Below are 26979 nucleotides of genomic sequence, written 5' to 3'. Positions count from 1 at the left end.
AGATCCGGTCATAGGCCCGAGCAATTTGCGTACCACATCGGCATTTGCCGTCGCAGCGCGCCGTCAGCGCGGCGGATGCGGCAGCGTTGCACCATAAAGCAGCATTCCGGGGTAGGCTTTGCCTGTTTATGAATCATAAGTTTCTTTATGTTGGTTTGTGAATCCAACGTTTCAGTGGCGGAGAAAAAGAGAGGCAACGGCTATTTTCGAGGTTAATCGATTGATAAAAAATAAAAATATGGTTTTTTGACGCCCGATCCGCTGCACCGGCGACAAGCTGGCCTGTTTTGTGCACACCTCAGGGGAAAGCGTATTTACTGAGGGATAATGGCATGTCAGACGAGAAAAACAGCACGCTGCTTTACGGTCTTGAACAGCGCATTCCGCCGCTGCCGGCATTTTTTAGCGCGTTGCAGCACGTACTGGCCGGGCTGGTCAGCATTATTACCCCGCCGCTGCTGATCGGCGCCACGCTGGGGCTGGAGGCGTGGATGCCCTACCTGATCAGCATGTCGCTGCTGGCCTCCGGCATCGGCACGTTTCTGCAGTCTAATCGGGTATGGGGGATTGGCGCCGGCATGATCTGCATGCAGGGCACCAGCTTTGCGTTTCTTGGCGTGTCGGTGGCCGGCGGTCTGTGGGTGAAACAGCAGGGTGGCGGGCCTGAGGACATTATGGCGATGCTGTTCGGCGTCAATTTTGTCGCCGCGCTGGTGCCGGTGGTCGTCAGCCGTTTTATTGAACCGCTGAAGAAAATCTTTACGCCGGTGATCACCGGCAGCGTGATTGCGCTGATCGGCATCAGCCTGATTAAGGTGAGCGTGATCAACTGGTGCGGCGGCGAGGGGGCAAAGGATTTTGGCAGCATGAGCAATATCGGTCTGGGAGGGCTGACGCTGGGGGTGATTGTGCTGCTGAGCTGCGTCGGTAACCGCTGGCTGCGGCTGGCGTCGATCGTAGTAGGCATCGCCGCGGGTTGCCTGGCGGCGGCGCTGACCGGCAACTTCCATCCGGCGCCGATCGGTGAAACCTGGTTCCGGCTGCCGGCGCTGTTCCCGTTCGGCTTCCAGTTCAACAGCGCGATCTTTTTGCCTATCGCGCTGGTGTCGCTGGTGTGTATTCTGGAGGCGGTCGGCGATCTGACGGCCAACAGCCTGATCTCCCGACAGCCGATCGATAACGCCGCCTTCCGCAGCCGGCTGAAGGGCGGCATTCTGGCCGACGGCGTGAGCTGTATGATCGCCGCGATGCTGTGCGCCTTCCCGAACACCACCTTTGCGCAGAACAACGGCGTGATTCAGATGACCGGCGTTGCCAGCCGCTATGTCGGGCGCTATATGGGCGTTATTCTGATCCTGCTGGGGCTGTTCCCGCCGTTTGGCGAGCTGCTGCGCCAGATCCCCACGCCGGTGCTGGGCGGGGCGACGATGGTGATGTTCGGCTGTGTGGTTGCCGCCGGCATCCGCATCATCACCCAGAACCCGCTGACGCGGCGCACGATGCTGATCGTCGGGCTGGCGTTCGGCATCGGCCTCGGTATTGAGGCGGTGCCGGCGTTTCTGACCCATTTCCCGCCGCTGGTCGGCAACCTGTTCGGCTCGGCGGCCACCAGCGGCGGTCTGGTGGCGATTATCCTTAACCTGATTATGCCGGAAGAGAAACATGACGCAGTCGTTAGCAACAGGAGTCACGATGAACGTGCTCGAACGCTTTAACCGTTTACCGCTTGATGAGGCCATTGCGCTGCTCAGCCCCTGCGTGGCGATCCCGGACTGGGCGTCGGCGCTGGTGCAGGCGCGCCCCTATGCCGATCGCGCCGCGCTGCTGGCGCGGGCGGGGGAACTGATGCAACACTGGGGCGACGCCGAGCTGCAGCAGGCGATGAGCGCCCATCCGCGCATCGGCGAGCGGCCGACGGGCAGTCAGGCGCACGCCGCCCTGTCGCGGCAGGAGCAGGCGTCGGTGGATCGCCATGATGCAGAGCTTGCCGAGGCGCTGCGCACGGCCAATACCCAGTATGAGGCGCGCTTTGGTCGGGTCTTCCTGATCCGCGCCAAAGGACGCAGCGGCGCGGAGATTCTGCAGGCGTTGCGCCTGCGTCTGCACAATAACGAGGCGCAGGAGCGGCAGGCATCGCTGGCGCAGCTGCGTGAAATTACCTTACTCAGACTGGAAGGAGTGATCGGCGCATGAGCAATCTGAGCAGCCATATTCTGGATATTTCTACCGGCCGGCCGGCCGCCGGCGTCGCCGTGCATCTGGCGCGTTATGAACACGGCGACTACCAGCCGCTGGCGAGCATGCTTACCGACGCCAACGGCCGCATCGCCGTCTTTACTCCGGCGGCGCTGCCGGCGGGGCGTTATCGCCTGACGGCAGACATCGGCGACTGGTTTACGGCCGCCGGACGGCAGACGCCCTATGTCCACGCGCAAATCGAGCTGATGCTCAGTGAGGAGCAGCACTATCACCTGCCGTTTTTAATCGCCCCCGGCGGTTGGTCAACCTACCGGGGCAGCTGAGCGTCAACGACAAACAGAAGATGTATAAAAGGCCGCCTTCGCGGCCTTTTATATGCACCGAATGGCATAATTTATATGAAACAAAAAGTTAAGCATTACGTTAGGCAACGACAGTCACCTAAACAGTGCTGGCAGGGGTGAACAACGAGAAAGGCGGGGCGTTAGCAGCCTGAGACGAGCAACGACAGTCCGGCAAAGTGGATTGCAGTAAAAATGTCCATTATGATGACCCAGGAAACATTCAACAGGGAATCATGACATGACAGTTGGATTTATTGCAGATGAGCCAGGACGCTTTTACACCTTCCAGTCAAAATTACCTTCCGGTGAATACTTCGAGTTCAGCCCCCGTAACCCTCCCCTGAATGCTAAGCCCATTGTAGATGATGAAAGCGGGATGTGTATTGGCTATTCCGTGGCGCAGGCTCCCGGTTTGTGGCGGATTTATGATGCTGATGGCGTGTTCGTCAGACTGGAAGAGGCGCCATTAGAAGCTCCCCTGATTGACCCAACAGACCTCGCTTTAATTGCCTTTGGTGTATTCCGCCTTTTTCGGGTTGGTAAAGCATTGTTGGAGAGTGGCGTAAAAACGGCTGTAACGGTAAAACTTAGTCAGGCTACCGTCAGTATCTTGCGTGGCCGCCTTAAAATGGGCTTATCAGCTCGTGCTATCAGGATGAGTGAGTCATCGGCAAAACATATGCTCACGCCCGGTCGCTATGTGCCTTTGCAGATTCAAGAAAAGGTCATTCGTTATGGTGCCAGAACGGCAGACCCACGGAAAAAACCAGGGATTTTCCGGTACGAAGCCCGCATATATAAGCTTGTGGAAGATAGACAAAATAAGGGCAGTTATATTTACAAATCATACCGTCTTGAGGTTTTGGTCAGGGAAGCTGACTGGACTATCATGCACTTTCAGTACATGCCGTAAGGGGGAATAGTGATAGATATCACAAGCGGTACCAGGCATCTTAAGTTAACGCCTTATGAAAGGTTATCTGAGCCAGAGGAGCCAGACTATAGCCGCATTATGGTGTGGGTTGAATTTTCTGTCCCCGGGCTAAAAACTGAGTTTGCAGCAGAGTTTTTTGTTGGTCAGTTGGAGCAGTTCAGGAAAGAGGTGCATGGATTCCAGCAGGCTCTGAAAAACGGAATAAAATTTAAGGATATTGATTTATCCTCGGCATTTGAGCAGGTAACGCTGAAATTTCACCAGTTACACTTTGCCGGAGCCGTTGGGGTCAGCATGGTACTGAAACCTGAAGACCATGCTGACAGCGTTACGCTTGAGGATTCCTTCGATATTGATGAGAGTTATTTTCCAGAGCTACTCTCAGGTCTGGAAGAAATCATTTCATGGCAGAATTGATAATGTCAGAGGTGAGGGCTGAAAGTAAAAAACCACCTGCTATGCAGGTGGTTTTTTTACACCTGATTGCCGGGCGTTCGGCCCGGCGGCATTAGTCCTTCGGCAGCAGCGCCTTGGCGCTGAAGCGCGGCGCGGCGGCCTGCTGCTCATCGCGCGCCAGCCAGCGGTAGGCCAGCGCACCCAGCGCCACGCCGATAAACCAGCTGAAATTGGCGACAGCATGCAGCGACGGAATAAAGCTGAGGATAACGCCGACGGTGACGGAAGGCAGCAGGGCGGCGATGGCTTTCGGGTTAAAGCCGTGGCGATACCAGTATTTACCTGCCGGCGTGTCGTTGAACAGGTCGTCCACCGACAGCTGCTGGCGTTTAATCAGGTAGAAGTCCGCCAGCAGAATGCCGAACAGCGGGCCGACAAATGCGCCCAGCACGTCCAGCGTGTAGTGGATCAGCTCCGGTGAGTTAAACAGGTTCCACGGGGTCAGCAGCACCGATCCCACCGCGGCGATCATGCCGCCGGTGCGGAAGCTGATTTTTTGCGGCGCGCAGTTGGAAAAGTCGAACGCCGGCGAAACGAAGTTGGCGACGATATTGATGCCGATGGTGGCGGTGATCATGGTCAGCAGGCCGATCGCCACCGCCAGATCGTTGCCGACGCGGCTGACCGTTTCAATAGGGTCGGTGATCATATGGCCGAACAGCGACTGGGTGCCGGAGACGATCACCACCGTCACCAGCGAGAACAGCAGAAAGTTGAACGGCAGACCCCAGCGGTTGCCGCGGCGTACTTCATTCATATTCTTCGCGTAGCGCGAGAAGTCGCCGAAGTTGAGCAGCGGGCCGGAGAAGTAGGAGACCACCAGCGCAGTGGCGGTAATCATCTGCCAGGCCTGCTCGCCGGCGGTCAGGGACTTGCCGGCCAGGGTAAAGGAGATGCCGTCAGGCCCGGTCTGATACACAATCCAGCCCGCCAGCGCCAGCATCACCACGTACACCGCCGGGCCGGCAATATCGATAAAGCGCTTGATGGCGTTCATGCCGTGCCAGAACACCATCGCCTGCAGCAGCCACATCAGCGCAAAGCAGATCCAGCCGAGGTAAGAGAGGCCGAGCAGCGAATCGGCGGTGAGCGCCGCCAGCGACGGCCAGAACTTCAGCGCCACCAGCATCAGCGCGTTGGCCGCCAGATAGGTCTGGATGCCGTACCAGGCGAAGGCGATCAGCCCGCGGATCACCGCCGGGATATTGGCGCCGAACACGCCGAACGCCTGACGGCAGATTACCGCATAGGGCACGCCCGCCATCTGGCTGGGCTTCGCCACCAGATTGGCGCACAGCTGCACGATGCCAATGCCCGCCAGCAGGCACAGCAGCACCTGCCAGCTTGCCAGCCCGAGGGTAAAGAAGCTGGCGGCGACCACGTAACCGCCCATGCTGTGCACGTCCGACATCCAGAACGAAAAGATATTGTACCAGCTCCAGTTCTGATCGCGGGTCGGCGCCAGATCCTCATTGCACAGCCGCGGGCTGTAACCCTGACGCGTAGTTTGTCTGTTTGGCATGAAACCTGCTCCTCTGATGAAAACCCTGTTGAGGGGATAGCTACGCTGAAGCAGGATTCAGGCCAGAATGCGTAATTTTGTATACAAAAAATTATTTTTATGTATACGATTTGATGCGCAAGAGTTAATCAGGAGTGAGGTGATGAAAAGCGAAAACCGCCTGGAAACGGCGTCCGGCCTGCATGACAAGGATGAGTCCATCTATCAGGCGTTGATGAACGCCATCGTTGAACATCAGCTGCCGCCGGGCAGCAAACTGCCGGAAGAGGCGCTGTCCGAGGTGTTCGGCGTCAGCCGCACCGGTATCCGCAAGGCGCTGCAGCGGCTCGCGGCGGTGCAAATGGTGCAGCTGGCGCCCAAGCGCGGTGCATACGTCGCCAGCCCGACGGCGGAGGAGGCGAAAGATATTTTCCGCACCCGCACCCTGCTGGAGGTGGCGAACCTGCCGGACGTGCTGGCGCGCTGTCAGCCGCCGCATCTGGCGGCGCTGGAGGCGATTATCCGCGATGAGCAGCAGGCGCACGAGGAGCATGACGGCCCGGCGGCTATCCGCCTCTCCGCCGCATTCCATATTCAACTGCAGGCGATCTCCGCCAATGCGGTGTTGACCGAGATGGTGACGCGGCTGTGCCAGCGCTCCTCGCTGGTGATTGCCGCCTGGGGCGCGCCGTGGCGGCAAGGCTGCCGCTGCAATGATCATGAACGGCTGATTGCACTGCTGCGGCAGCGGGATTTACCGGCGCTCAGCGCCGCCGTCGAACAGCATTTTGACCATATTGTCGCCAGCCTGCGTTTTGAACGCGCGGAACTGGGCCATCCCGATTTTGTCCGGCTGTTCGCCGCCTATAAGGAGCAATGATGTCCGCAGTATGTATACAAGTGATCAACCCCAATACCGACCCCGGCATGACCGAAACCATTGGCGCGGCCGCCCGCGCCGCTGCAGCGCCGGGCACCGAAATTCTGGCGGTGTGCCCGGCGGAGGGCGTGCCGTCGATTGAAGGCCATTTTGATGAGGCGGTTGCCGCGATCGGGGTGCTGGAACAGATCAAGGCCGGCCGCGAGCGCGGCGTCGACGGGCACGTGATCGCCTGTTTCGGCGACCCCGGCCTGCTGGCGGCGCGTGAACTGGCGCAGGCGCCGGTGATCGGCATTGCCGAGGCCGCCATGCATATGGCGACGCTGGTCGCCACGCGTTTTTCCATCGTCACCACGTTGCCGCGCACGTTGATTATCGCCCGCCATCTGCTGCGTCAGTACGGCTTCAGCGAACACTGCGCCGCGCTGCACGCCATCGACCTGCCGGTGCTGGCGCTGGAGGACGGCAGCGGACGGGCGCAGCACATGGTGCGTGAACGCTGTATTCAGGCGATGCGGCAGGACGGCTGCGGCGCGATTGTGCTGGGCTGCGGCGGTATGGCCAGCCTGGCGCGGGAGCTGACGCAGGAGTTGCGCATGCCGGTGATCGACGGCGTCGGCGCGGCGGTGAAAATGGTCGAATCGCTGGCGGCGCTGGGGCTGTCGACCAGTAAATACGGCGATCTGGCCTGGCCGGAGCGTAAGGCGCTCAGCGGAAAATTTCAGTCATTACATCCATGCTAACTATTCAGGGGGCAACAGCTCAGCGTATGAATCAACAGCCAGACACCCTTCACCCGGACTACCCGCGCGATATGCGCGGCTACGCCGGCCAGCCGCCGCATGCCGCCTGGCCGGGGGAGGCGCGTATCGCCGTTCAGTTTGTGCTGAACTTTGAAGAAGGCGCGGAAAACCACGTGCTGCACGGCGATGCGGGTTCCGAGCAGTTCCTGTCCGATATCATCGGCGCCGCCAGCTATCCGGATCGCCATATGTCGATGGATTCGCTGTATGAGTACGGCAGCCGCGCCGGTTTCTGGCGTATTTATCAGGAGTTCCGCCGGCGTGAACTGCCGCTCACCGTGTTCGGCGTAGCGATGGCGCTGGCGCGCAATCCGGAGATTGTCGCGGCGATCAAGGCCGCCGACTATGACGTGGTCAGCCACGGCTGGCGCTGGATCCACTATCAGGATATGGCGATCGACGACGAGCGGCGTCATCTGCAGCAGGCGGTGCAGGTACTGACCAATCTGTTCGGCAAAGCGCCCACCGGCTGGTATACCGGCCGCGACAGCCCGAATACCCGCCGGCTGGTGGCGGAGCACGGCGGCTTTGATTATGACAGCGACTACTACGGTGACGATCTGCCGTTCTGGAGCGAGGTGACGTGCGGCGACGGCACGCGCAAGCCGCATCTGATCGTGCCGTATACGCTGGATGCCAATGATATGCGCTTTGCCACCGCGCAGGGTTTTAACACCGCCGAGCAGTTCTATACCTACCTGTGCGACAGCTTCGACGTGCTGTATGAGGAGGGGGCGACCTCGCCGAAGATGATGTCGATCGGCATGCACTGCCGCCTGCTGGGGCGTCCGGGGCGTTTCCGTGCGCTGCAGCGCTTTCTGGACTATATCCAGCAGCACGATCGCGTGTGGATCTGCACCCGTCAGCAGATCGCCGACCACTGGCGGCGAGTGCATCCCTGGCAGGGATAGCTAGAATTTAAGATTATTAATGCCAACGCCGGTTGTTAAATGGCCCGGTGATGACAGATTCGGGTGTTGACCTTTAGCGCGCATCACGGGCTGCCGAACAAGGAACCTGAGCCAGGGGCAACCGGACAGGGATGTCCGGTTGAGGCGGCACAGGCAGGGATGCCTGTAGAGCCGACCCGCCCGGCGACGGTGACGCAGAGAGGGAACCTGCGAAGCAGGCAGAACGTGCCTAAGCGCGGGCGCGGGTGCAGGGGCCGCGCCTACGGCCCCTGCAATTGCCGTTCATTATCGTGACAGAAAAATGCCGATCGTTTACGGCAATTCCATTTACGCCGTCCTTGCATAAATTCTCGTCAAACCTTGCCGACAAAGTTTTACGGTTACTCCATCAGGCTCACCTGCGCCGCAACAATCCGCCAGCCGCAGGGGAAACGCACCCAGGTCTGCTGCTGACGGCCGATGCGCGTGCTGCCCTCACGGGTGAACTCGGTGCTGCAGACCGCGTAATCCTCGCCGAACGTCACGATACGGGTATTTTGCAGCCTGCGCGCCAGCCCGGCGGCGGGGCGCGCCGCGCGGAAAGCGCGGATATCGCCGATGCCGTACAGATTCTCGCCGGCGCCCAGCCGCACCGTGCGTTCGCTGTGCCAGAACAGCTCGTCCAGCACGGCGATATCGTTGCTGACCAGCGCCTGCTCGTAGCGGTCAAACGCGGCGGTCACTTCGGCCAGCGTCAGAGGATGGTTAATCTCTGGGGGCGTGATCATGCGGCTACCTCCGCGGCATCGGCCACCGCAATGCCCAGCTGTTCCAGCGCGGCGGCGGCGCGCAGGCAGGCTTGTTCGTTAAACGGCGCGGCAATCAGCTGCAAACCGATGGGGCGTCCGGCGGCGGTGCGCAGCGGCGCGCTGACCACCGGCAGCCCGAGAAACGATATCGGCTGCGTCAGCATGCCCATGCTGGCGCGTATCGGCAGCGGCTGGCCGTTAATGTCCATCTCCTGCGCGCCGATCGGCGTTGCACAGCACGGCGTCGCCGGCGCCAGCAGCACGTCGGCATGGCGGAACAGGGCCATAAACTGCTGCTGCGCATGGCGGCGGAAGCGCTGCGCCTGCACGTACCAGGCGGCGGGGATCATCGCCCCGGCGAGCAGGCGCTCGCGTGAATGCGGCTCGAAGCGCGCCGGCTCGCGGCGCAGGGCGGGCAGATACTGGTTGCCGCCTTCGGAGGCGCTGAGGATAAAGGCTGCGGAGCGGGCCAGTTCCGCTTCGGGGAACATCAGCTCATCATGCGCTTCCAGCGCCCGGGCGGCACGCCGCAGCGCGTCGCGGGCGTCGTCATCGCACCAGGTGGTGAAATAACCGCCGAGCACCGCGCAGCGCAGGCCCTCCATACCGCGCGTCAGCTGCATGGCGGTCAACTGCGCCGGGCGCTCTGCCTGAAAGGCGTCCTTCGGGTCGCGGCCCTGCAGCGCATCGTACACCGTCGCCAGATCGCTGCAGCGACGGGCAAAGGGGCCGATATGGTCGAGGCTGGCGACAAACGGCTGAGTGCCCGCGCGCGACAGCCGGCCGAAGGTCGGCTTCAGGCCGAAAATGCCGCACAGCGAGGCCGGCACGCGAATGGAGCCATTGGTGTCGGAGCCGAGGGAGAAGTGCACCGTGCCGGCGGCGACCGCCGCCGCTGAACCGCCGGATGAACCGCCGGCGATGCGCTGCAGATCGTGCGGATTACGGGTGGCGCCGTAGTGGCTGTTTTCGGTGGTGAAGCCGTAGGCGTAGGCATCCATATTCAGCATGCCGGACAGCAGACCGCCGGCCTGCCGCAGCTGACGCACCGCCCAACTGTCGGCCGCGGCCGGCGGCCGCTCGCTGAACAGCTGCGCGCCCGCCAGCGTGGTGTGCTCCGCCACGTCAAACAGGTTTTTCACCGCATAAGGGACGCCCGCCAGCGGCGGCAGCGGCTGGTGTTGCCGCCGCAGCGTATCAATCTGCGCCGCCTCCGCCAGCATCCGCTGCGCGGTGACCGTGGTCCAGGCGTTGATCTGCGGATTGACGCGGGCGATATCGTCAAGCGTGCGGCGGGCGATCTCCTGTGCGCTGAGTTCGCCGTTGCCGAGCGCCCGCTGAATATCGCGGATGCTTAACTGATGTAATTTCATGCCTGATACACTCCTGCAACCTCCAGCCGTTCATCGAGCGGAAACGCCATCAGCGGCTCCGCCAGCGCGGCAATGCGGATAAACTGGCGCTGTAGTTCTGCGCGCCGCTCATCGTCCAGCTCCAGCATCAGGATCTGTTCCATCTGGGCGAGGTAGGCGCGCCAGTCCGGGGGTAAATGAGTCATGCTGTTCTCCTTAAAAGCCGGCGGCGCTGCCGTTGCTGCGCGGGTCGAATGCCCCTTCCAGCAGGCCGTCCGGGTGGCGGACAATGGCGCCTGCGTGCCCCATGGCCTCGGTGAAGTCGGCAAGCACCTCCACCTCATGCCCCAGCGCACGCAGGTGCGTAATGATTTCCGGCGGGAAGCGGCCTTCCAGCTTGAGCGACTCGGAGCTTTGCCCCCAGGTACGCCCCAGCAGCCAGCGCGGCCGGCTGATACTCTCCTGCAGCGACGCGTTTTGCAGTACGTAGCGGGTGAAGAGCGCCGCCTGCGTCTGCGGCTGACCGTCGCCGCCCATTGAACCGTACACCATCACGCGGCCGTCGTTCAGGCGCGCGGCGGCGGGGTTGAGGGTGTGGAACGGCTGCTTGCCCGGCGCCAGCGCCAGCAAATGCTGCGGATCCAGGCTGAAGGCGGCGCCGCGGTTTTGCCAGACGATGCCGCTGTCCGGCAGCACCACGCCGCTGCCGAATTCGTGATAGATACTCTGAATAAACGAGACGGCGAGGCCGCTGTTGTCGATCACGCCCATCCACACCGTATCGCCCGGGCCTTTGCCCGCGCCCCACGGGGCTGCCTGTCGTTCGTCCACCCGCGCCGCCAGCGCCTGCAGCGCCGCCGGTGCGAGCAGCGCCTGGCTGTCGCCGGTCAGACTGGCGGGGTCGGTGATATGCGCGTCGCGCAGGCCGAAGGCCAGTTTGGTTGCCTCGACCAGACGGTGAATGGTTGTTGCTTCGTCCGCGTCGGCCATCGCCAATCGATCGCTGATGCCGAGGATCGCCAGCGACGCCAGCCCCTGGGTCGGCGGCGCCAGGTTCCAGACCTCGCCCTGCCGATGCTGCAGCCGCAACGGCCGGCTGCGGCGCGCGCGGTGCCGCTGTAAATCCGCCAGCGTGACGGGCATACCCAGCTGCGCCATGCCGGCCGCCAACCGCTCGGCCAGCGCACCGCGGTAAAAGCTGTCCAGCCCGTCCTGCGCCAGCTGCCGCAGGGTGGTCGCCAGCGCCGGCTGGTGAAAACGGCTGCCGGCCTTCGGCGGCATCCCTCCGGGCAAAAAGGCGTCGGCAAAGCCCGGCTGGTCACACAGTTCGGCGTATTTCGCCTCACTGGCGGCGGCCTGCGAGGCGGTGACGGGAATGCCCGTCGCGGCATAGTCAATGGCGTCCGCCAGCAGGTGCGGCAGCGGCAGTGAACGTCCGCACAGCTTGGCGGACACGCGCAGCGCCTCATCCCAGCCGCTGACGGTGCCGGCGACGGTCAGCGCCGCGCGCGGGCCGCGATGGGGAATGTGCTTCAGATCGGCATAGGCCGCCGGCGTGGCGAGCGATCCTGCGGCGCCGCTGGCGTCGATCGCCACCGGTTCACCGTCCGGCGGCACGATCAGCCAGAAACCGTCGCCTCCCAGCCCGTTCATATGCGGGTAGACCACCGCGATAGTGGCGGCGGCGGCCACCATCGCTTCGATAGCGCTGCCGCCTTCCCGCAGTACCGCCAGCGCGCTCTGGCTGGCCAGATGGTGCGGCGTAACCGCCATCCCGCGGGTCGCTACATTACTCTGCATGGATCGTCCTCGTGGTTATCGTCTGCCGTCGAGGTTGCAAAAGTTGTTCCATCTCTGCGCAACGGGCGGCGTCAGCGAAATTTTTTTTGCGCGCCGGCGTGCACGATGGCGGCCTTTGCGGCTATAGTCCGGTGAAACGAAAGTTACAGAGGCCGTGATGCAACAGCTTGATGAACGTTTAAAGGCGCAGTACGCCGCCCTGTCGCCGCAGGAGCAGCGCGTGGCGGATTTTATCTTTGACCACTTTAACGACCTGATCAGCTATAACAGCGCGGAGCTGGCGCGGCTGAGCGGGGTGTCGAAGGCGACGGTCAGCCGTCTGTTCAAGCGGCTCGGCTATGACAAATACAAAGATATGCGCGATGAGCTGCGCACCCTGCGCCAGAGCGGCATGCCGCTGACCGACAACCGCGACGCGGTGCAGGGCAATACGCTGCTGGCGCGCCACTATAAGCAGGAAATGGCCAACCTGACCCAGTGGGTCAACGCCATCGACGCGCAGCAGTTCGCCGAGGCGATCGACGCCCTGGCGAAGGCGCGCCGCATCATTATTATCGGCATGCGCAATGCCTATCCCGCGGCCCTGCACCTGCGCCAGCAGCTGCTGCAGGCGCGCGGGCAGGTGCTGCTGCTGCCGCAGCCGGGGCAGAGCCTGAGCGAAGAGCTGGTGGACGCCTCGGCGCAGGATCTGGTGGTGATGGTGGCGTTCCGCCGCCGTCCGCGCATTGTCCGCCCGCTGCTGCAGCAGTTGCAGGCGGACGGCGTGCCGGTGCTGCTGCTGTGCGAGCCGCAGGCGCACAGCCTGTTTCCGCTGACGCGCTGGCAGCTGTGCGCGCCGCTGGACAGCGTGTCCGCCTATGACAGCTATGCCGTCGCCAACAGCCTGATCAACCTGCTGGCGAATGCGCTGCTGCATCAGCTGCTGGACAGCGGGCGCCCGCGTATTCATCAGATCGCCACCCTTTACCAGCAGCTGGACGAGCTGGAACAGCGTTAACGGGGCGCCAGCATGGTGCTTTGCCTTGTTTTGGTGCGTCAGGGTTAGGGGTACCTCACGATGATTGCCGCTGCACCGCCGTCCTGACCCTCCTTCCATACTGAAAATCAGCCATTTATTTTGCGGGCGTGGTTTCTTTACGGCGTCAGCGTCGCGTCGGCCGTGATTGGCACATTAGTTGCAGAATTGGTTTTATGGAACCTTTTGTTTCATGCTAATTTTACGGGGAAACGCTAATGAGAAGAATCATCATCGCACTGGCCGGCGCTGCCTGTCTGCTGGCTAACATTGCCGCGGCGCAGGCTGACCAGTGGCAGCGGATTGAGCAGCGCGGCGCTATCCGCATTGCGGTGCCGCAGGACTTTCCGCCGTTCGGCTCGGTGGGCACCGATTTGCAGCCGCAGGGCTATGACATCGATATGGCGCGCTACCTGGCGCAGCAGATGAAACTGAAGTTGCAGCTGGTGCCGGTCAGCAGCGCCAACCGGGTGCCTTATCTGCAGACCGATAAGGTCGATCTGGTGATTTCCAGCCTCGGTAAAAATGCCGAGCGGGAAAAGGTGATGGATTTTAGCCGCGCCTATGCGCCGTTCTTCCTCGGCGTGTTCGGCCCGAAAACGGCACCGCTCAGCGATGCCGCCGCGCTGGCCGGCCACAGCGTCGGCGTGACGCGCGGCGCGGTAGAGGACATGGTGCTGAGCGCCATTGCGCCGGCGGCGGCGCAGATTAAGCGCTATGAAGACAATAACACCACGCTGTCGGCGTATCTGTCCGGCCAGGTGCAGTATGTCGCCACCGGCAACCTGGTGGTGGCGGCCATCAGCCGGCAAAACGCGGCCAAAGCGCCGGTGGCGAGCTTTATGCTGAAAGATTCTCCCTGTTTTATCGGCCTGAGAAAGGGCGAGCCGGCGCTGAAGGCCAAGGTCGACGCGCTGATTGAACAGGGCATCAAGGACGGCACGCTGAATGCGCTGTCCGAGAAGTGGCTGAAAGCGCCGCTGCCTGCCAGCCTCACGCTGTAAGGCGCACCGTCATGACGCAACAATTGGATTTTTCCGCACTCTGGCCGTACTGGCCGGAGCTGCTGGCGGGGCTGTGGGTTACCGTACAGCTGACGCTGCTGGCGACCTGCGGCGGGCTGGCGCTCGGCATCGTCGGCGCGGCCATTCGCAGCGGGCGCGCCGGCTGGCTGAGCCGCCTGTGGGGCGCCTATGTTGAGCTGATCCGCAATACGCCGTTTGTGGTGCAGCTGTTCTTTATCGTCTTCGGCCTGCCCAACCTGGGGCTGAAAATGACGGTGGGCGAGGCGGCGCTGCTGGCGATGGTGGTCAATCTGGGGGCCTACAGCACGGAGATTGTCCGCGCCGGCATCCAGGTGACGGCGAAAGGACAGTGGGAGGCCGGACGCGTGCTGGGGCTGAGCCGCGGGCAGACGTTCTTGCGGGTGGTGCTGCCGCCCGCGCTGCAGCGTATTTATCCGGCGCTGGTCAGCCAGTGCATTATCGTGATGCTGGGGTCGTCGGTGGTGTCGCAGGTCTCCTATGAGGAACTGACCTTCGCCGCCAGCCTGATCCAGTCGCGCACCTTCCTCAGCTTCGAGGTGTATCTGGTGACCACCGGCCTCTATCTGTTGCTGTCCGTCGCCATGCGTCAGCTGATGATGGCGGCGGGGCGTAAATGGCTGGGGGTGGCGGCATGATGGCCTCTTTTACCGACTGGGATATCGTGCGCAACCTGCTGCTGGCCGGCCGCTGGACGGTGCTGCTGTCGCTGACGGCGTTTATCGGCGGCGCGCTGGTGACGCTGCCGCTGTTGCTGCTGCGCCTGAACGGCGGCCGCCGGCTCGGATTGCTGATTCGCGGCTACAGCGCCCTGTTTCAGGGCACGCCGCTGCTGATGCAGCTGTTTCTGGCATTCTTCGGCGTCGCGTTGTTCGGCGTGGACGTCTCGCCATGGACGGCGGCGGCGCTGGCGCTGACGTTCTACACCAGCGCATTTTTGCTGGATATCTGGTACGGCAGCATTCGCGCCCTGCCGAAGGGGCAGTGGGAAGCCGCGCGCTGCCTCGGCCTGTCGTTCGGCCAGACGCTGTGGCGGGTGGTGGCGCCGCAGGCGCTGCGCATCGCCATCGCGCCGACGGTGGGCTTCGCCGTGCAGGTGGTGAAAGGCACGGCGCTGGCGTCGATCATCGGGTTTGTCGAGCTGACCAAGGCCGGCACCATGCTGACCAACGTCACCTACCAGCCGTTCAAGGTCTTTGCGCTGGTGGCGCTGGGCTACTTTGTTTTGTGCTATCCGCTGTCCCGCTACAGCCGCTATCTGGAGAATAAATTCAATGCCGCTCATCACCATTAATCAGGTGCAGAAGTATTACGGCGACAACCACGTGCTCAAGGGCGTCGATCTGGATATCGCGATGGGGGAAGTGGTGTCGATTATCGGCCGCAGCGGCTCCGGCAAAAGCACGCTGCTGCGCTGTATTAACGGGCTGGAAGGCTACCAGGAGGGCAGCATCAAACTGGGCGGTATGACCATTACCGACCGCGACGCGCAGGCGCGGGAAATCAGCCGCTCGGTCGGCATGGTGTTCCAGAGCTTCAACCTGTTCCCGCATATGACGGCGCTGGAAAACGTGATGCTGGCGCCGCGCCGGGTGCTGAAGAAAAGCGCGGCGGAGTGCCGCGAACTGGCTGCCCGCATGCTGGAGAAGGTCGGGCTGGGCGACCGGCTGGATTTCTCCCCCGCCAGCCTGTCCGGCGGCCAGCAACAGCGGGTGGCGATCGCCCGCGCGCTGGCGATGTCGCCGAAGGTGCTGCTGTGCGATGAAATTACCTCGGCGCTGGACCCGGAGCTGGTCGGCGAGGTGCTGAAAGTGCTGGAGCAGCTGGCGGCCGAGGGCATGACGCTGATTCTGGTGACCCATGAAATGAATTTTGCCCGCGAAGTGGGCGACCGCGTGGTGTTTATGCATCAGGGGCGCGTCTGGGAGCAGGGCGACGGCAACACGCTGTTCGCCAATCCGCAGACCCCTGAACTCAAACAGTTTATCTCCTCCGTGCGCGGTCTTAACTAACGAAAGGAAAACACGATGGCTATCGCTCAATATTCGCAAATCAATCCGCCGCCGCGCCTGCTGATGGGGCCGGGGCCAATCAATGCCGATCCGCGCGTGCTGCGCGCCATGGCGAGCCAGCTGATCGGTCAATACGATCCGGCGATGACCCACTATATGAATGAGGTGATGGCGCTGTATCGCGGCGTGTTCCGCACCGAAAACCGCTGGACGATGCTGGTGGACGGCACCTCGCGCGCCGGGATTGAAGCGCTGCTGGTGTCGGCCATTCGCCCCGGCGATAAGGTGCTGGTGCCGGTGTTTGGCCGCTTTGGTCATTTGCTGTGTGAAATCGCCCGCCGCTGTCGCGCTGAGGTGCACACCATCGATGTGCCGTGGGGCGAGGTGTTTACGCCGGATCAGATTGAGGACGCCATCAAGCGCGTGCGTCCGCGCCTGCTGCTGACGGTGCAGGGGGATACCTCCACCACCATGCTGCAGCCGCTGGCGGAGCTGGGCGCTATCTGCCGCCGTTACGACGTGCTGTTTTATACCGACGCCACCGCGTCGCTGGCGGGCAATGCGCTGGAGAGCGACGCCTGGGGGCTGGATGCGGTGTCGGCGGGCATGCAGAAGTGCTTGGGCGGCCCGTCCGGCACCTCGCCGATTACTCTCAGCCCGCGCATGGAGGCGGAGATCCGCCGCCGCAGGTGCGTGGAGGCGGGGATCCGCACCGCGGCGCACCAGGACGGCGAGGAGGAGATGATCTACTCCAACTACTTTGATCTGGGCATGGTGATGGACTACTGGGGGCCGGAGCGGCTCAACCACCATACCGAAGCCACCTCGGCGCTGTTTGCCGCCCGCGAGTGCGCGCGTCTGATTCTGGAAGAGGGGCTGGATAACGGCATCGCCCGCCATAAGCTGCACGGCGATGCGCTGCTGAAAGGCATCCAGGCGATGGGGCTGGAAACCTTCGGCGATTTGCGCCACAAGATGAATAACGTGCTGGGGGTGGTGATCCCGGCGGGGATCGACGGCGATCGGGTGCGTCAGCTGCTGCTCAATGACTTCGGCATTGAGATCGGCACCTCCTTCGGCCCGCTGCACGGCAAGGTGTGGCGCATCGGCACCATGGGTTATAACGCGCGTAAAGACTGTGTGATGACCACCCTGAGCGCGCTGGAGTCGGTGCTCAATCACCTGAAGTTCGCCACCACGCAGGGCGCGGCGCTGCAGGCGGCGTGGGATCACTACGGCAGCGGGGATGTGGCATGAGCGAAACGCTGACTGCGCAGACGACGGACATGCAGGCCGCCGAGCGCGTGATGACGCGCGCCGACCAGTTGGCGGCGCTCAGCGAAACGCCGGACGGCCTGACGCGCGTCTACCTTTCGCCGCAGCATCTGCAGGCCAACCGGCTGGTGGGCCGCTGGATGGCGGAGGCGGGGATGCAGGTCTGGCAGGACGCCGTGGGCAATATCTGCGGGCGTTACGAGGGCGAACAGCCTGGCGCGCCGGCGCTGCTGCTCGGATCGCATCTGGACACGGTGCGCAATGCCGGGCGCTATGACGGTATGCTGGGGGTGCTGACGGCGATCGAGGTGGTGCAGGCGCTGCAGCTGCAGGGGCGTCGTCTGCCGCTGGCGCTGGAGATCGTCGGCTTTGGCGACGAAGAGGGCACGCGCTTTGGCATTACGCTGCTCGGCAGCCGCGGCCTGACCGGCAGCTGGCCGGACGATTGGCTGGCGCAGAGCGACGCGCAGGGCGTCAGCGTGGCGCAGGCGATGCGCGACGCCGGGCTGGATCCGGCGCAGATTCATCAGGCGGCGCGCGCCGCCGGTGAGATCGTCGCCTATCTGGAGCTGCATATCGAACAGGGCCCCTGCCTGGAGCAGGCGGGGCTGGCGCTGGGGGTGGTGCAGGCGATCAACGGCGCGCGCCGTCTCAACTGCTGCTTTACCGGCGAGGCCGGCCATGCGGGCACGGTGCCGATGCAGCAGCGTAAAGACGCGCTGGCCGCCGCCGCCGAGTGGATGGTGTTTGTCGAGCGCACCGCCGGCCTGCAGGGCGGCAACCTGGTGGCCACGGTCGGCGATGTACAGTGCGCGCCCGGCGCGGTGAACGTGATCCCCGGCGAGGTCAGGCTGTCGCTGGACATTCGCGGCCCGCAGGATGCGCCGCTGGCGGCGCTGCTGCAGACGCTGCTGGCCGAGGCCGAGGCGATTGCCGGGCGGCGTCGGCTGCGTTTTGACGCCCAGGCGTATTATCACATCGGCGCCACCCCGTGCGACGCGCGGCTGCAGACGGCGCTGGAGCAGGCGGTGCGGCAGGTGCAGGGGCGTTCACTGTCGCTGCCGAGCGGCGCGGGGCATGACGCCATCGCCATGGCGGAACGCTGGCCGGTCGGCATGCTGTTTGTGCGTTGCAAGGGAGGGATCAGCCATCATCCGGCGGAAGCGGTGGCGACGCCGGACGTGGCGTTGGCGATTGCCGCCTACCGCCAGGTGGTGGCGGATCTGGCGCAGGGAGAGTAACGTCCCGGCCCGCAGCGGGCCGGGAACGGCGGATTACCGCGCGTTGCGCAGCGCGGTCACCCGCTGTTGCAGATCCGGCCAGGCGGCTTTGCCCGCCTGCTCGGTGCGCAGGTAGTTCAGCAGCACGGCGATTTGCCGGTCGCTGAGGTGGCCGGCGAACGCCGGCATGGTGCCGAGCGCCGGCGCGGCAATGCCGTTCAGCACCACGCGGATGGCGTTGTCGGGGCTGGCGTCGTTCAGGTTGGTATTGAGCGACAACGCCGGACGCACCCCGGCCAGCGGCGCTCCTTCCGACTGCGCATGGCAGGCCATACAGGCGCCGGAATACAGGCGTGCGCCCTCCGAGGCCAGCGTTTTTGCCTGCGTCTCACGGTGCAGCAACTGCTGTTTCACCGCGGCCGCATCGTCGTCCGGCTGCGGTTGATTGAACGAGGCCAGATAGACGGCCATCGCCTGCAGATCCTCTTCCGGCAGCTGCGACAGTCCCTCATTCACCACCGGGCCCATCGGGCCGGCGGCCACGCCGTGATTGGCGGAATAGCCGCTGCGCATAAAGCCCAGCAGATCGGCGTAATTCCAGCTAATCGGCGCGTTGGAGTGCGCGGTCAGCGCCGGCGCGTTCCAGCCTTCGGCGACGCCGCCGGACAGATGCGCCTTGCCGCCCTGTTCGGCAAACAGCATATTGCGCGGCGAGTGGCAGGCGCTGCAGTGGCCCAGCCCTTCGGTCAGGTAGGCGCCGCGGTTCCAGGCCCGGTCGTGCGCCGGATCGGGCTGCATGGCGCCGGGCTGCAGAACCAGCCAGTTCCAGGCGGCGATCCCCTGACGGATATTGAACGGGAAGTTCAGCCTGGTTTCCGGCGGCTGGTAGCGCACCGGCGGCTGCGACATCAGCCAGGCGTACAGCGCCTGCAGATCCTCATCGCTGGTGCGGGTGAAGGAGGTGTACGGGAACGCCGGGTACAGATAGTGGCCGTCGCGATCGACGCCGTGGCGCATGGCGCGCTCAAAGGCCGGATAGCTCCAGCTGCCGATGCCGGTTTCGCGATCCGGCGTGATATTGGTGGAGTAGATGGTGCCGAACGGGATCGTCATCGCCAGGCCGCCGGTATTGCGTTCACCGCCGGGGCGGGTATGGCAGACGGCGCAGTCGCCGAGCGCCGCGAGCTTTTCGCCGCGGGCGATCTGTTCGGCGCTGAACGTCTGGTGATCCGTCTCCTTCAGCGGGGCGATGGACGGCTGCCAGCTGGCGATGCCGGCGCCAACTGCGGCGATGGCGACAACCGCAGCGCCCCAGCCGAGAACTTTTTTGCTTTTACTCTTCATGGTGGTTTCCTTGCCGTCGGGCGTCAGTGAGCGGTGGTCAGGGCCTGCAGAATGCGTTCGGGAGTGAACGGCACTTCCCGCAGGCGGACGCCCAGCGCGTCAAACAGCGCATTGGCAATGGCGGCGGCGCTGGGCACCGAGGCGGACTCGCCGGCCCCCATCGGCGGCCGATCGGGGTTATCCAGCAGCTGCACATCCACCTCCGGCAGTTCGTCAAAGCGCAGAATCGGATAGCCGCCCCATTCCAGCGAGGTGGTGCCGGCGCCGTCAAAGGTGGCGAACTCCTTGAGCACGCGGCTGGTGGACTGGATCACGTTGCCGTGCACCTGATGACGCACGCCGGCCGGATTGACGATGCGGCCGCAGTCATGGGCGACAAACACCTTCTTCACTTTTACCTGTCCGGTGCGGCGGCTGACCATGACGTCGCATACCCAGGCGGCCCAGGCGGCGCCGAAGCCGGGGAATTTGCTGTGGAAATAGCGGGCGTAGGCAAAGCCGCGGCCGCTGACCCACTCCTGCGAGGCGGGCGCCGGATGACGGTGCGCTCGGCCGGGCTGCCAGTCGGCCTGTTTTTTCAGCGCGTCGATCAGCGCCAGCGCGCGCGGATCGTCAAGGTAGCGCAGGCGGTAGGCGATGGGATCGTCGCCCGCCAGATAGGCCAGCTCATCGATCCAGGACTCATGGGCGAACACGTTCGGCAATGCCGACACGCCGCGCATCCAGGAGGCGCGCACGATCGGTGCGGCATCCTGCGCCACAACGCGCATATGCGGGTAGCGATACTGCGGGATGGCGGTGCGGTCGCCCATTTGCTGGACGTCGGCCTGATTGGCGACCTTGCCGCTGAGCACCAGCGCCAGCGTCACGGCGTTGTTGGAGGGATAGCAGGTTTTAAAATCATAGGCGGCCACCTGATGTGCGGCATCCAGCCCGCCGCGCACCCGGATCAGCTGCGCGGTGCCTTTCGGTTCCCAGCCGTTTTCCTGTTCGCGCATCAGCTGCACCCGCACCGGCTTGCCCACCGCCTGCGACAGCAGCGCGGCGTCGGCGCTTACGTCGTCAGCGCCGTTGCGGCCATAGCAGCCGGAGGCGTCCAGACGCTGGATATGCACCTGTTCGTCGGTCAGATCCAGCAGTTTGGCGATGTCCTTGCGCAGGTCGTGCGGATTCTGGCTGCCTGACCAGATCTCCGCCTGGCCGTCGCGCACGTCGGCGACCGCGCAGGAAGGGCCGATGGAAGCGTGCAGATGGAAGGGCCACAGATAATCGGCGTTCACCGGCGTGGGCAGCGCGCTGATAATCTGCTCGATCCCGGCGTCGTCCTGCAGCATACGGTCCTGTTTCGGATGCGCCGTCAGCGTATCGTGCAGGCCGGCGGCCAGATCGGGCAGCCCCTGCCAGTCGCGCCAGGTGACCCGCAGCTGGTTCATCGCCGCGATGGCCTGCTCTTCGCGCTCGGCGATCACGCCGATAAAATCGTTAATCACCACCAGTTTGACGATGCCCGGCAGGTGGGCGATAGATGCCGCATCGACGGACACCAGCGCCTTGCCGAGCGGCGCGCTGCTGTCGGCGCCGGCATAGGGCGGGCGAATCACCCGGCCGTGCAGCATGCCCGGCACGCGCACGTCGTGAACGTAGCTCAGTCCGCCGGTAACTTTGGCGGGAATATCCACGCGCGCTACGGGCCGGCCGACATAGCGGCTTTGGGCGTGCTCCTTCAGCTGCGCCGTGGTATCCAGCGGCAGGTGCAGATCCTGGCCGCGCGCCAGTTCGCCGTAGCTCAGACGGCGCGCGCGGTTGGCGCGCTCGAACACATAGCCGCGCTCGGCGGCTAGTTGGTTTTCCGGCAGGTTGAACGCCCGCGCCGCCAGCTGCAGCAGATGTTGGCGTACCTGCGCCGCCGCCTGACGCAGCGGTATCGAGGTGACCTGGATGGTGGCGCTGGCGATGGTCGGCCCCTGATTCGGCGTGCGGCGGGTATCGCCGAGAATCATGGTGACGGCGGCCAGATCGACGTCCAGCTCATCGGCGACGATTTGGCTGAGGGCGGTTTTCACCCCGGTGCCGAGATCGACGTGGCCGTTAAAGGCGGTGACTTTACCGTCGGCGGACAGCGCAATAAAACTGTCGACGCGGTCGGGCGGCGGTGAGGCCGGGCGTGGGGCCGGCGTAGCCGACAGGGCGTCGAATGACACCGGCAACAGGCTGCTGACCATCACCAGCCCGCCGGCCTGCAGTAAACGGCGGCGGGTGATTTCCATGCTGTTCATCACGCGTTACCCCGCTCTGCCAGAATCTGTTTGGCGCGTTCCGCCGCCCGCAGAATTTCAATATGCGTGCCGCAGCGGCAAAGGTTGAAGGCCAGTTCTTGCTTGATGGTCTGTTCGTCGGCCTGCGGTTCGCGTTCAAACAGCGCCACCAGCGTCATGATCATGCCGTTGGTGCAGTAGCCGCACTGGGCCGCCTGTTCATCAATAAAGCCCTGCTGTACCGGATGCAGATGTTCGGCGTTGCCGATGCCTTCCAGCGTGGTGACCGATTTGCCGACCACGCTGGCGGCGTTAACGGAACAAGAGCGGGCGGTGACGCCGTCGATCAGTACGGTGCAGGCGCCGCATTCACCCAGGCCGCAGCCGTATTTCGGGCCGTTCAACGCCAGATCGTTACGCAGGATGTAAAGCAGGGGAGTGTCGCGGAGGCTATCGTCGAGCGGTACCATCCGTCCATTGATTTGGATGTTCATTGGGTATTTTCCTGGTCAATAAAATGCCGGCATCAATGCCAGCCAGTGCTAAAACGAGCTGATTTATCGAGTTATATGCGTTTGAGATAATACGTTAACTAATCGTTAACTAGATTAACAATTTGTGGGGGATTGACAGGGAGCGGATGGATATTAAGGAGTATTTTATGGGGCGCGTTTATATGTTAAGCCCGCGGCCGACGTGGCGTCAGCCGTGGGAGAGAGATTATGGCAGAATGCGCCGGCCGTCGGCGTCACGCAGATAGGTCAGCAGCGCGGTGCCGTCCCGATCGACACGGAACTCGCCGTAACGCGCCTGAGCGAATCTATCGCCGTGCCCTTCCTGGAAAAAGTAGCTCGGCGTGCCGATCTGCAGCCCGGTGGGGGACAGATGGTATTGCATCAGGATTTGCTGTGGCTTCAGCGGTTCCCCGCGATAAAAATGCGCGTTGACCGCCTGCTGCTGTGCATCCAGTTCGACCACCAACTGGCCGCTGGTCGCCGGCGCCTGGCAGCCGCCGACCCAGCAGGCTTGCTGCAGCTGGCGTACCTGCGCCCGCAGCGGCGCGGCCAGCGCATAGTCCAACGCCATATAGTCGCCCTGCATCAGCGAACGCGGGTCGACCGGCGCCAGTTGCAGGATGACCACGCGGCCCTGTTTGAGCAGCCGTTCTTTTTGGTAAATCGACAGATTGACCAGCAGCAGCGCCGCCAGCACCACGGCGGCGGTCAGCCATTTGATGACGGATTTAGTCTGCATGGTTACCTCCCTGCGCCTGCCATTGTTTGACCCACACTGCCAGCAGCAACAGCACGACGCCGCTGACCATCAGCAGCAGCGCTTTGTGCAACAGCGAGATGCCGAGGAAGTAGTACCAGTCGCTCAGGTACAGCAGCAGATAGCCGCCCGCCGTCGCCAGCAGCAACCGGCTGCCCAGATAACGCGCGGTCAGCAATAGCAGCAGCCCCAGGCCCAGGCCGGGAGAGAACAGGGCGATAACGCCGCAGAACAGCGCCGCAGGCAGGTAGACCGGCACCGCGTCGGCGGCGGTGCGCTGCGTATAGGCCAGCGCGCTGCCGATCAACCCCACGGCGATGCCGATGCCGAGCATGGTCGCCAGCATGGTGCTGCCGGAGGACGGGCCGAAAATATCGCTCAGCAGGTTGTGGTGGATGGCGGCCAGACACAGCGCCATCAGCCCGGCGGGAATGCCGTAGCGCCATGCGCCGTCGCCCGTCGCCGGCCGCGATGCGTTGCGGATAACCTGCTGCAGCCAGCCGGCCAGCAGCAGAGCGACCAGCAGCGCCGTCAGGCCGATAGCCAGCGCCGACGGCAGATAGCGGCTGCTAAAATAGCCCAGCGACTGTACCAGCAGAAAGACCCCGAGGCAGACCGCCATCAGGCGATACAGCGCGTTTGGCATCGCCCACGCCATGGTCGCCAGTACCGGCAGGAAACACAGCATTTTCAGCATGATGCTGGGTTGCGCATAGTCGTCGCCGATCAACATAATCGCCAGATAAAAGCCGTAGGTGGCGGCGATGGCCCAGGCCATGCCAATCTGCTGCTGACCGATCGTCGGTTTGCGCAGCCACAGAGCGGCCGGCACGGCCAGCAATGCCGAGTAGAACGCCAGTGAAGCGCCGTTGAGCGATTCAAGCAGGCCAACCGCATACAGCACCAGAACGAGCAGCATCAGGATAATCATCGCCGCCAGCCAGCCGCCCAGCGTCAGCGCGAGGCGCAGATACCAGGGCAGCCGTTCGGAATGGTCGAAATCTGCCACGGCCGCTGCCTGCCGGGCGTTCAGCAACCGGCGCTGTTGCAGCGCCTGCAGCAGCGCGCCGACCTCATCCGGCGCGATATCCGGTGCCTGTTGCGGGTACATCTCACGCCGCCAGCGCAGTAGGCATGCTCCGCACAGCGTCAGCCACAGCGCCATCAGGCCGCAGATCAACATCGGGTGGCCGACCCCCCAGGCGATAAGCAGCAGAGCTTCGGTCTCCCAAGAGAAGTACAGCAGCTGCAGAATCACTACGCCGCCCACCACCATCAGGCTGGCCATGCCGAGGGTCAGCATGCACAGGTCCGGCCGGCGCTGGCGGTAAAAGACGTAACCTATCAGGAGCAACAGCGCCCAGGGTACGATTATCAGACGGTTGTCCGCGTTGCTCCAGTCCAGCACCGTGCCGGCCACCCAGAAGGTGAGGGTCAGCAGCAGGTAGCCGGCCATCAGGCGCGACGGCCAGCGCTTGGCCAGCCACGACGCCGGCTGCCGGCGGCGCGCGGCGCCGGCCAGGGCCTCGCGCAGTATCAGGCACAGCAACTGAGCGGCGAGGTAGGCGTACAGCAAGCCGTCAGCTGACCAGGGGAAGCGTTGCCAGGCGTTGTCGCCAATCAGCAGTAACGCCTGGTTGGCGTAGTAGAACTGAAAGGCGAGATTGGCGACCGCCCAGGCGCAGATCCACAGGCCGTTCTGACGCCCCAGCAGCGCCAGCGGCAGCAGCACCAGCGCCCAGGCGCGGAACAGTTCCCAGCTGTCGGCGCCGGTCTGATACGTTTGTCCGTACAGCGCCAGCAACCCGCCGAAACTCAGCCCGACAGCCAGCAGCGCCATACGCGCCAGCGCCTGTCGCCAGCAGACGACGATCGCCAGTGCCAGAATCCAGCCTTCCACCAGGGCGAATTTCGCCATCTTGGGCATGGACGCCCAGTTCCAGGCGATAAAGAAAATGATCCCGCAGACCAGCGCCAGCAGGCCAAGCAGCGTAAGCGCACCCTGCAGAAAATGACGCCAGCCGGGGAGATCGGGGCGCACGCCGCAGTACAGCAGGATGCGTTGATAGGCGCTAGCGGACAGCCTGTCGCTCTCCGGCGATGAGCGTTGCAGTGCGCCGAGCGTGCGGCACACATGTTCTGCCGCGCCGGAAGGCATGCGGGTAGGGTGATACGATGAATCCATACAGACTTCCTTGCCGTGGTGATGATTGACCCGGCGAGGGCATAAAACCCCCGCCGCTGTCGATTTAAAATGTGCTGCAGATGCCGTGCTGAACTACCAGTTTACCCTATTAATCACGATCGTGCGGCTGGCGAAAGCGATGGGGCAACGCGGCGCTCGGATATTTGCTGTAAAAGGCGTATCTGAACTGAGTTCTCTCCGTACCTATGGCGGAGAAAATACGGCAGCATGGCAGGAAGAGACGATTGGCGGGAGATGATGGATGAATACTTTTGCACGCCTGGCCGCTGCTTACCCGGAATGCTGGCTGGGACTGCTGATGCTGTCGGGGTGGGCCGTCGGCGGCGTGATGAGCCGGGTGGCGCTGCAGCTGCCGTCGCTACTGGAACATCGCTGGCGGCAAGCCGCGCTGCGGCAGTTGAAGTTACCTGCGGCGGATGAGGCCGCGGCGTTATGGCGGTGTTTGGGTAAACGCGCGCCTGAAAGCGGCTGCTTGCCGGCGGCGCTGGCGCATGCGCTGCTGTTTATGCTGGTGGGACTGTGGCTGCCGCCGGGATGGCGGCTGTTGGCGCTGCTGTTGTTTTGCACGCTGGTATTAACGCTGTCGATTATTGATTTCAATACCATGCTGTTGCCGGATGTGTTGACGTTGCCTTTGCTGTGGCTGGGCCTGTTGTGCAATCTGAACGGCTGGTTTGTACCGTTGGATCAGGCGGTTATCGGCGCCGCTGCCGGCTATATGGCGCTGTGGCTGCTGTTTTGGCTGTTCAAGCTGGGCAGTGGTAAAGAGGCACTTGGCTACGGCGACTTTAAACTGACGGCGGCATTGGGCGCCTGGTGCGGCTGGCAAAGCCTGCCGACCCTGCTGCTGCTGGCGGCAGGCGGCGGCCTGGCATATAGGCTGTTGCGATGCGCCTGGAATAAGCATGGCGCGCAGCAGCCGCTGGCGTTTGGCCCCTGGCTGGGGATGAGCGGCCTGGTAAATCTTCTGTTTTTTATTGTGCCGATAAGTTATTAACGCATCATCGGCGATGCGTATCAGTCATAATTATAAAAAAAACAGATCCATAAAATTTATATATTCCACGGGCAAATACATAATGTTTTTTTTAGTTTCATGTTAACAATAAAAATGCACGGAGATTGTTGGCGGGAAAAACAGGACTTTTCTTATTTTGCGTTTCATTCCTGCATTCGTTAATGATTCTCACCATCTTGGTGCGATCTCTTCACGCCTGTAACCACGCGCTCTGCCTGGCATTTCCTGGGGGGGATCTTAATAATTAGAATGCTGGAGTTAACGGTTAACGTGGCCCATCTGACATATTTCCTTACATATTTTTAATTCCTTTCATATGTCATAGCTTTTTAAACTTGTGTCTATAGGTAT

General features: G+C 63.1%; 26 protein-coding genes. 16 read left to right on the top strand and 10 right to left on the bottom strand.

Annotated elements, in window-relative coordinates; all coding sequences use genetic code 11:
• Window positions 1-332: 332 nt before the first annotated feature.
• The 5 genes from FO014_RS01690 to FO014_RS01670 all read left to right on the top strand — a co-directional run bounded on the left by FO014_RS01690 (window position 333) and on the right by FO014_RS01670 (window position 3894).
• The gene (locus FO014_RS01690; RefSeq protein ID WP_105230579.1) at window positions 333-1715 is read left to right on the top strand and encodes a nucleobase:cation symporter-2 family protein; all 1383 of its coding nucleotides are present in this window, start codon (window positions 333-335) and stop codon (window positions 1713-1715) included.
• Complete coding sequence (uraD, locus tag FO014_RS01685) at window positions 1693-2193, top strand: 2-oxo-4-hydroxy-4-carboxy-5-ureidoimidazoline decarboxylase (RefSeq protein WP_160027334.1); 501 nt, start codon at window positions 1693-1695, stop codon at window positions 2191-2193. The genes FO014_RS01690 and uraD overlap by 23 nt, the downstream gene beginning before the upstream one ends.
• Window positions 2190-2522: a hydroxyisourate hydrolase gene (uraH, locus tag FO014_RS01680; RefSeq protein ID WP_160027333.1), complete on the top strand. Its 333-nt coding sequence runs from the start codon at window positions 2190-2192 to the stop codon at window positions 2520-2522. Before uraD ends, uraH begins: the two co-directional genes overlap by 4 nt.
• 259 nt (window positions 2523-2781) lie before the next feature.
• Complete coding sequence (locus FO014_RS01675; protein ID WP_246168057.1) at window positions 2782-3456, top strand: hypothetical protein; 675 nt, start codon at window positions 2782-2784, stop codon at window positions 3454-3456.
• Window positions 3457-3465: 9 nt separating this feature from the next.
• Window positions 3466-3894, top strand: a complete 429-nt coding sequence (locus FO014_RS01670) for a WapI family immunity protein (RefSeq protein WP_234008634.1) — start codon at window positions 3466-3468, stop codon at window positions 3892-3894.
• A 91-nt stretch (window positions 3895-3985) separates the two neighbouring features.
• Here FO014_RS01670 and FO014_RS01665 read toward each other — a convergent pair whose 3' ends face one another.
• Window positions 3986-5455, bottom strand: a complete 1470-nt coding sequence (locus FO014_RS01665; RefSeq protein WP_160027332.1) for an NCS1 family nucleobase:cation symporter-1 — start codon at window positions 5453-5455, stop codon at window positions 3986-3988.
• A gap of 142 nt (window positions 5456-5597) precedes the next feature.
• Here FO014_RS01665 and FO014_RS01660 point away from each other — a divergent pair, with 142 nt between their 5' ends.
• Genes FO014_RS01660 through puuE form a run of 3 tightly spaced genes read left to right on the top strand, consistent with a single transcriptional unit; the run spans window position 5598 to window position 8028 of the window.
• Window positions 5598-6314, top strand: a complete 717-nt coding sequence (locus tag FO014_RS01660; RefSeq protein WP_160027331.1) for a GntR family transcriptional regulator — start codon at window positions 5598-5600, stop codon at window positions 6312-6314.
• On the top strand, window positions 6314-7057 hold the full coding sequence (gene hpxA / locus FO014_RS01655) for an allantoin racemase (protein WP_105230585.1): 744 nt from the start codon (window positions 6314-6316) through the stop codon (window positions 7055-7057). Before FO014_RS01660 ends, hpxA begins: the two co-directional genes overlap by 1 nt.
• A gap of 26 nt (window positions 7058-7083) precedes the next feature.
• Window positions 7084-8028: an allantoinase PuuE gene (gene puuE, locus FO014_RS01650; RefSeq protein ID WP_160027329.1), complete on the top strand. Its 945-nt coding sequence runs from the start codon at window positions 7084-7086 to the stop codon at window positions 8026-8028.
• Window positions 8029-8408: 380 nt separating this feature from the next.
• Here puuE and hpxZ read toward each other — a convergent pair whose 3' ends face one another.
• Genes hpxZ through hpxW form a run of 4 tightly spaced genes read right to left on the bottom strand, consistent with a single transcriptional unit; the run spans window position 8409 to window position 11968 of the window.
• On the bottom strand, window positions 8409-8795 hold the full coding sequence (gene hpxZ, locus FO014_RS01645; RefSeq protein WP_105230587.1) for an oxalurate catabolism protein HpxZ: 387 nt from the start codon (window positions 8793-8795) through the stop codon (window positions 8409-8411).
• Window positions 8792-10189 carry an AtzE family amidohydrolase gene (locus FO014_RS01640; protein WP_160027327.1) on the bottom strand — a complete coding sequence of 466 codons (1398 nt, stop codon included), beginning with the start codon at window positions 10187-10189 and terminating at the stop codon, window positions 8792-8794. The genes hpxZ and FO014_RS01640 overlap by 4 nt, the downstream gene beginning before the upstream one ends.
• Window positions 10186-10374: an oxalurate catabolism protein HpxX gene (hpxX, locus tag FO014_RS01635; protein ID WP_105230589.1), complete on the bottom strand. Its 189-nt coding sequence runs from the start codon at window positions 10372-10374 to the stop codon at window positions 10186-10188. The genes FO014_RS01640 and hpxX overlap by 4 nt, the downstream gene beginning before the upstream one ends.
• A 10-nt stretch (window positions 10375-10384) precedes the next feature.
• Window positions 10385-11968: an oxamate amidohydrolase gene (hpxW, locus tag FO014_RS01630; protein WP_160027325.1), complete on the bottom strand. Its 1584-nt coding sequence runs from the start codon at window positions 11966-11968 to the stop codon at window positions 10385-10387.
• A 157-nt stretch (window positions 11969-12125) separates the two neighbouring features.
• Here hpxW and hpxU point away from each other — a divergent pair, with 157 nt between their 5' ends.
• The 7 genes from hpxU (at window position 12126) to hpxK (ending at window position 18554) form a co-directional block, all read left to right on the top strand.
• The gene (gene hpxU / locus FO014_RS01625; protein ID WP_160027323.1) at window positions 12126-12965 is read left to right on the top strand and encodes a MurR/RpiR family transcriptional regulator HpxU; all 840 of its coding nucleotides are present in this window, start codon (window positions 12126-12128) and stop codon (window positions 12963-12965) included.
• Between the two features lie 236 nt (window positions 12966-13201).
• Window positions 13202-13987 (top strand): transporter substrate-binding domain-containing protein, encoded by a 786-nt coding sequence (locus tag FO014_RS01620; RefSeq protein WP_111737344.1) that lies wholly within the window; start codon window positions 13202-13204, stop codon window positions 13985-13987.
• Window positions 13988-13998: 11 nt separating this feature from the next.
• Window positions 13999-14664: an amino acid ABC transporter permease gene (locus tag FO014_RS01615; RefSeq protein WP_160027321.1), complete on the top strand. Its 666-nt coding sequence runs from the start codon at window positions 13999-14001 to the stop codon at window positions 14662-14664.
• Window positions 14664-15320 carry an amino acid ABC transporter permease gene (locus FO014_RS01610; protein ID WP_199776409.1) on the top strand — a complete coding sequence of 219 codons (657 nt, stop codon included), beginning with the start codon at window positions 14664-14666 and terminating at the stop codon, window positions 15318-15320. The genes FO014_RS01615 and FO014_RS01610 overlap by 1 nt, the downstream gene beginning before the upstream one ends.
• A complete protein-coding gene (locus FO014_RS01605; protein WP_105230595.1) occupies window positions 15301-16038 on the top strand; it encodes an amino acid ABC transporter ATP-binding protein in 738 nt (245 codons plus the stop codon). Before FO014_RS01610 ends, FO014_RS01605 begins: the two co-directional genes overlap by 20 nt.
• Before the next feature lie 15 nt (window positions 16039-16053).
• Complete coding sequence (locus FO014_RS01600; RefSeq protein ID WP_160027319.1) at window positions 16054-17295, top strand: pyridoxal-phosphate-dependent aminotransferase family protein; 1242 nt, start codon at window positions 16054-16056, stop codon at window positions 17293-17295.
• Window positions 17292-18554, top strand: coding sequence for an allantoate amidohydrolase (hpxK, locus tag FO014_RS01595; RefSeq protein ID WP_160027317.1), 1263 nt, complete (start codon window positions 17292-17294; stop codon window positions 18552-18554). The genes FO014_RS01600 and hpxK overlap by 4 nt, the downstream gene beginning before the upstream one ends.
• 33 nt (window positions 18555-18587) lie before the next feature.
• On the opposite strand, the gene FO014_RS01590 is transcribed toward hpxK, so the two are convergent.
• From FO014_RS01590 to FO014_RS01570, 5 genes are all read right to left on the bottom strand, one after another.
• On the bottom strand, window positions 18588-19877 hold the full coding sequence (locus FO014_RS01590) for a c-type cytochrome (protein ID WP_160027315.1): 1290 nt from the start codon (window positions 19875-19877) through the stop codon (window positions 18588-18590).
• A 23-nt stretch (window positions 19878-19900) separates the two neighbouring features.
• Window positions 19901-22153: a xanthine dehydrogenase family protein molybdopterin-binding subunit gene (locus FO014_RS01585; protein WP_160027313.1), complete on the bottom strand. Its 2253-nt coding sequence runs from the start codon at window positions 22151-22153 to the stop codon at window positions 19901-19903.
• Complete coding sequence (locus FO014_RS01580; RefSeq protein WP_160027311.1) at window positions 22153-22626, bottom strand: (2Fe-2S)-binding protein; 474 nt, start codon at window positions 22624-22626, stop codon at window positions 22153-22155. Before FO014_RS01580 ends, FO014_RS01585 begins: the two co-directional genes overlap by 1 nt.
• Window positions 22627-22852: 226 nt before the next feature.
• Entirely contained in the window at window positions 22853-23386 is a 534-nt protein-coding gene (locus FO014_RS01575) for a GDYXXLXY domain-containing protein (RefSeq protein ID WP_160027309.1), read from the bottom strand.
• On the bottom strand, window positions 23376-25589 hold the full coding sequence (locus FO014_RS01570) for a DUF2157 domain-containing protein (protein WP_160027307.1): 2214 nt from the start codon (window positions 25587-25589) through the stop codon (window positions 23376-23378). Before FO014_RS01570 ends, FO014_RS01575 begins: the two co-directional genes overlap by 11 nt.
• Before the next feature lie 262 nt (window positions 25590-25851).
• Here FO014_RS01570 and FO014_RS01565 point away from each other — a divergent pair, with 262 nt between their 5' ends.
• On the top strand, window positions 25852-26607 hold the full coding sequence (locus FO014_RS01565; protein ID WP_160027306.1) for a prepilin peptidase: 756 nt from the start codon (window positions 25852-25854) through the stop codon (window positions 26605-26607).
• Window positions 26608-26979 lie beyond the last annotated feature (372 nt).

This window comes from Serratia rhizosphaerae, from assembly GCF_009817885.1.
Classification (GTDB): Bacteria; Pseudomonadota; Gammaproteobacteria; order Enterobacterales; family Enterobacteriaceae; genus Serratia_B; species Serratia_B rhizosphaerae.
This window is presented reverse-complemented; position numbering and strand designations above follow the sequence as displayed.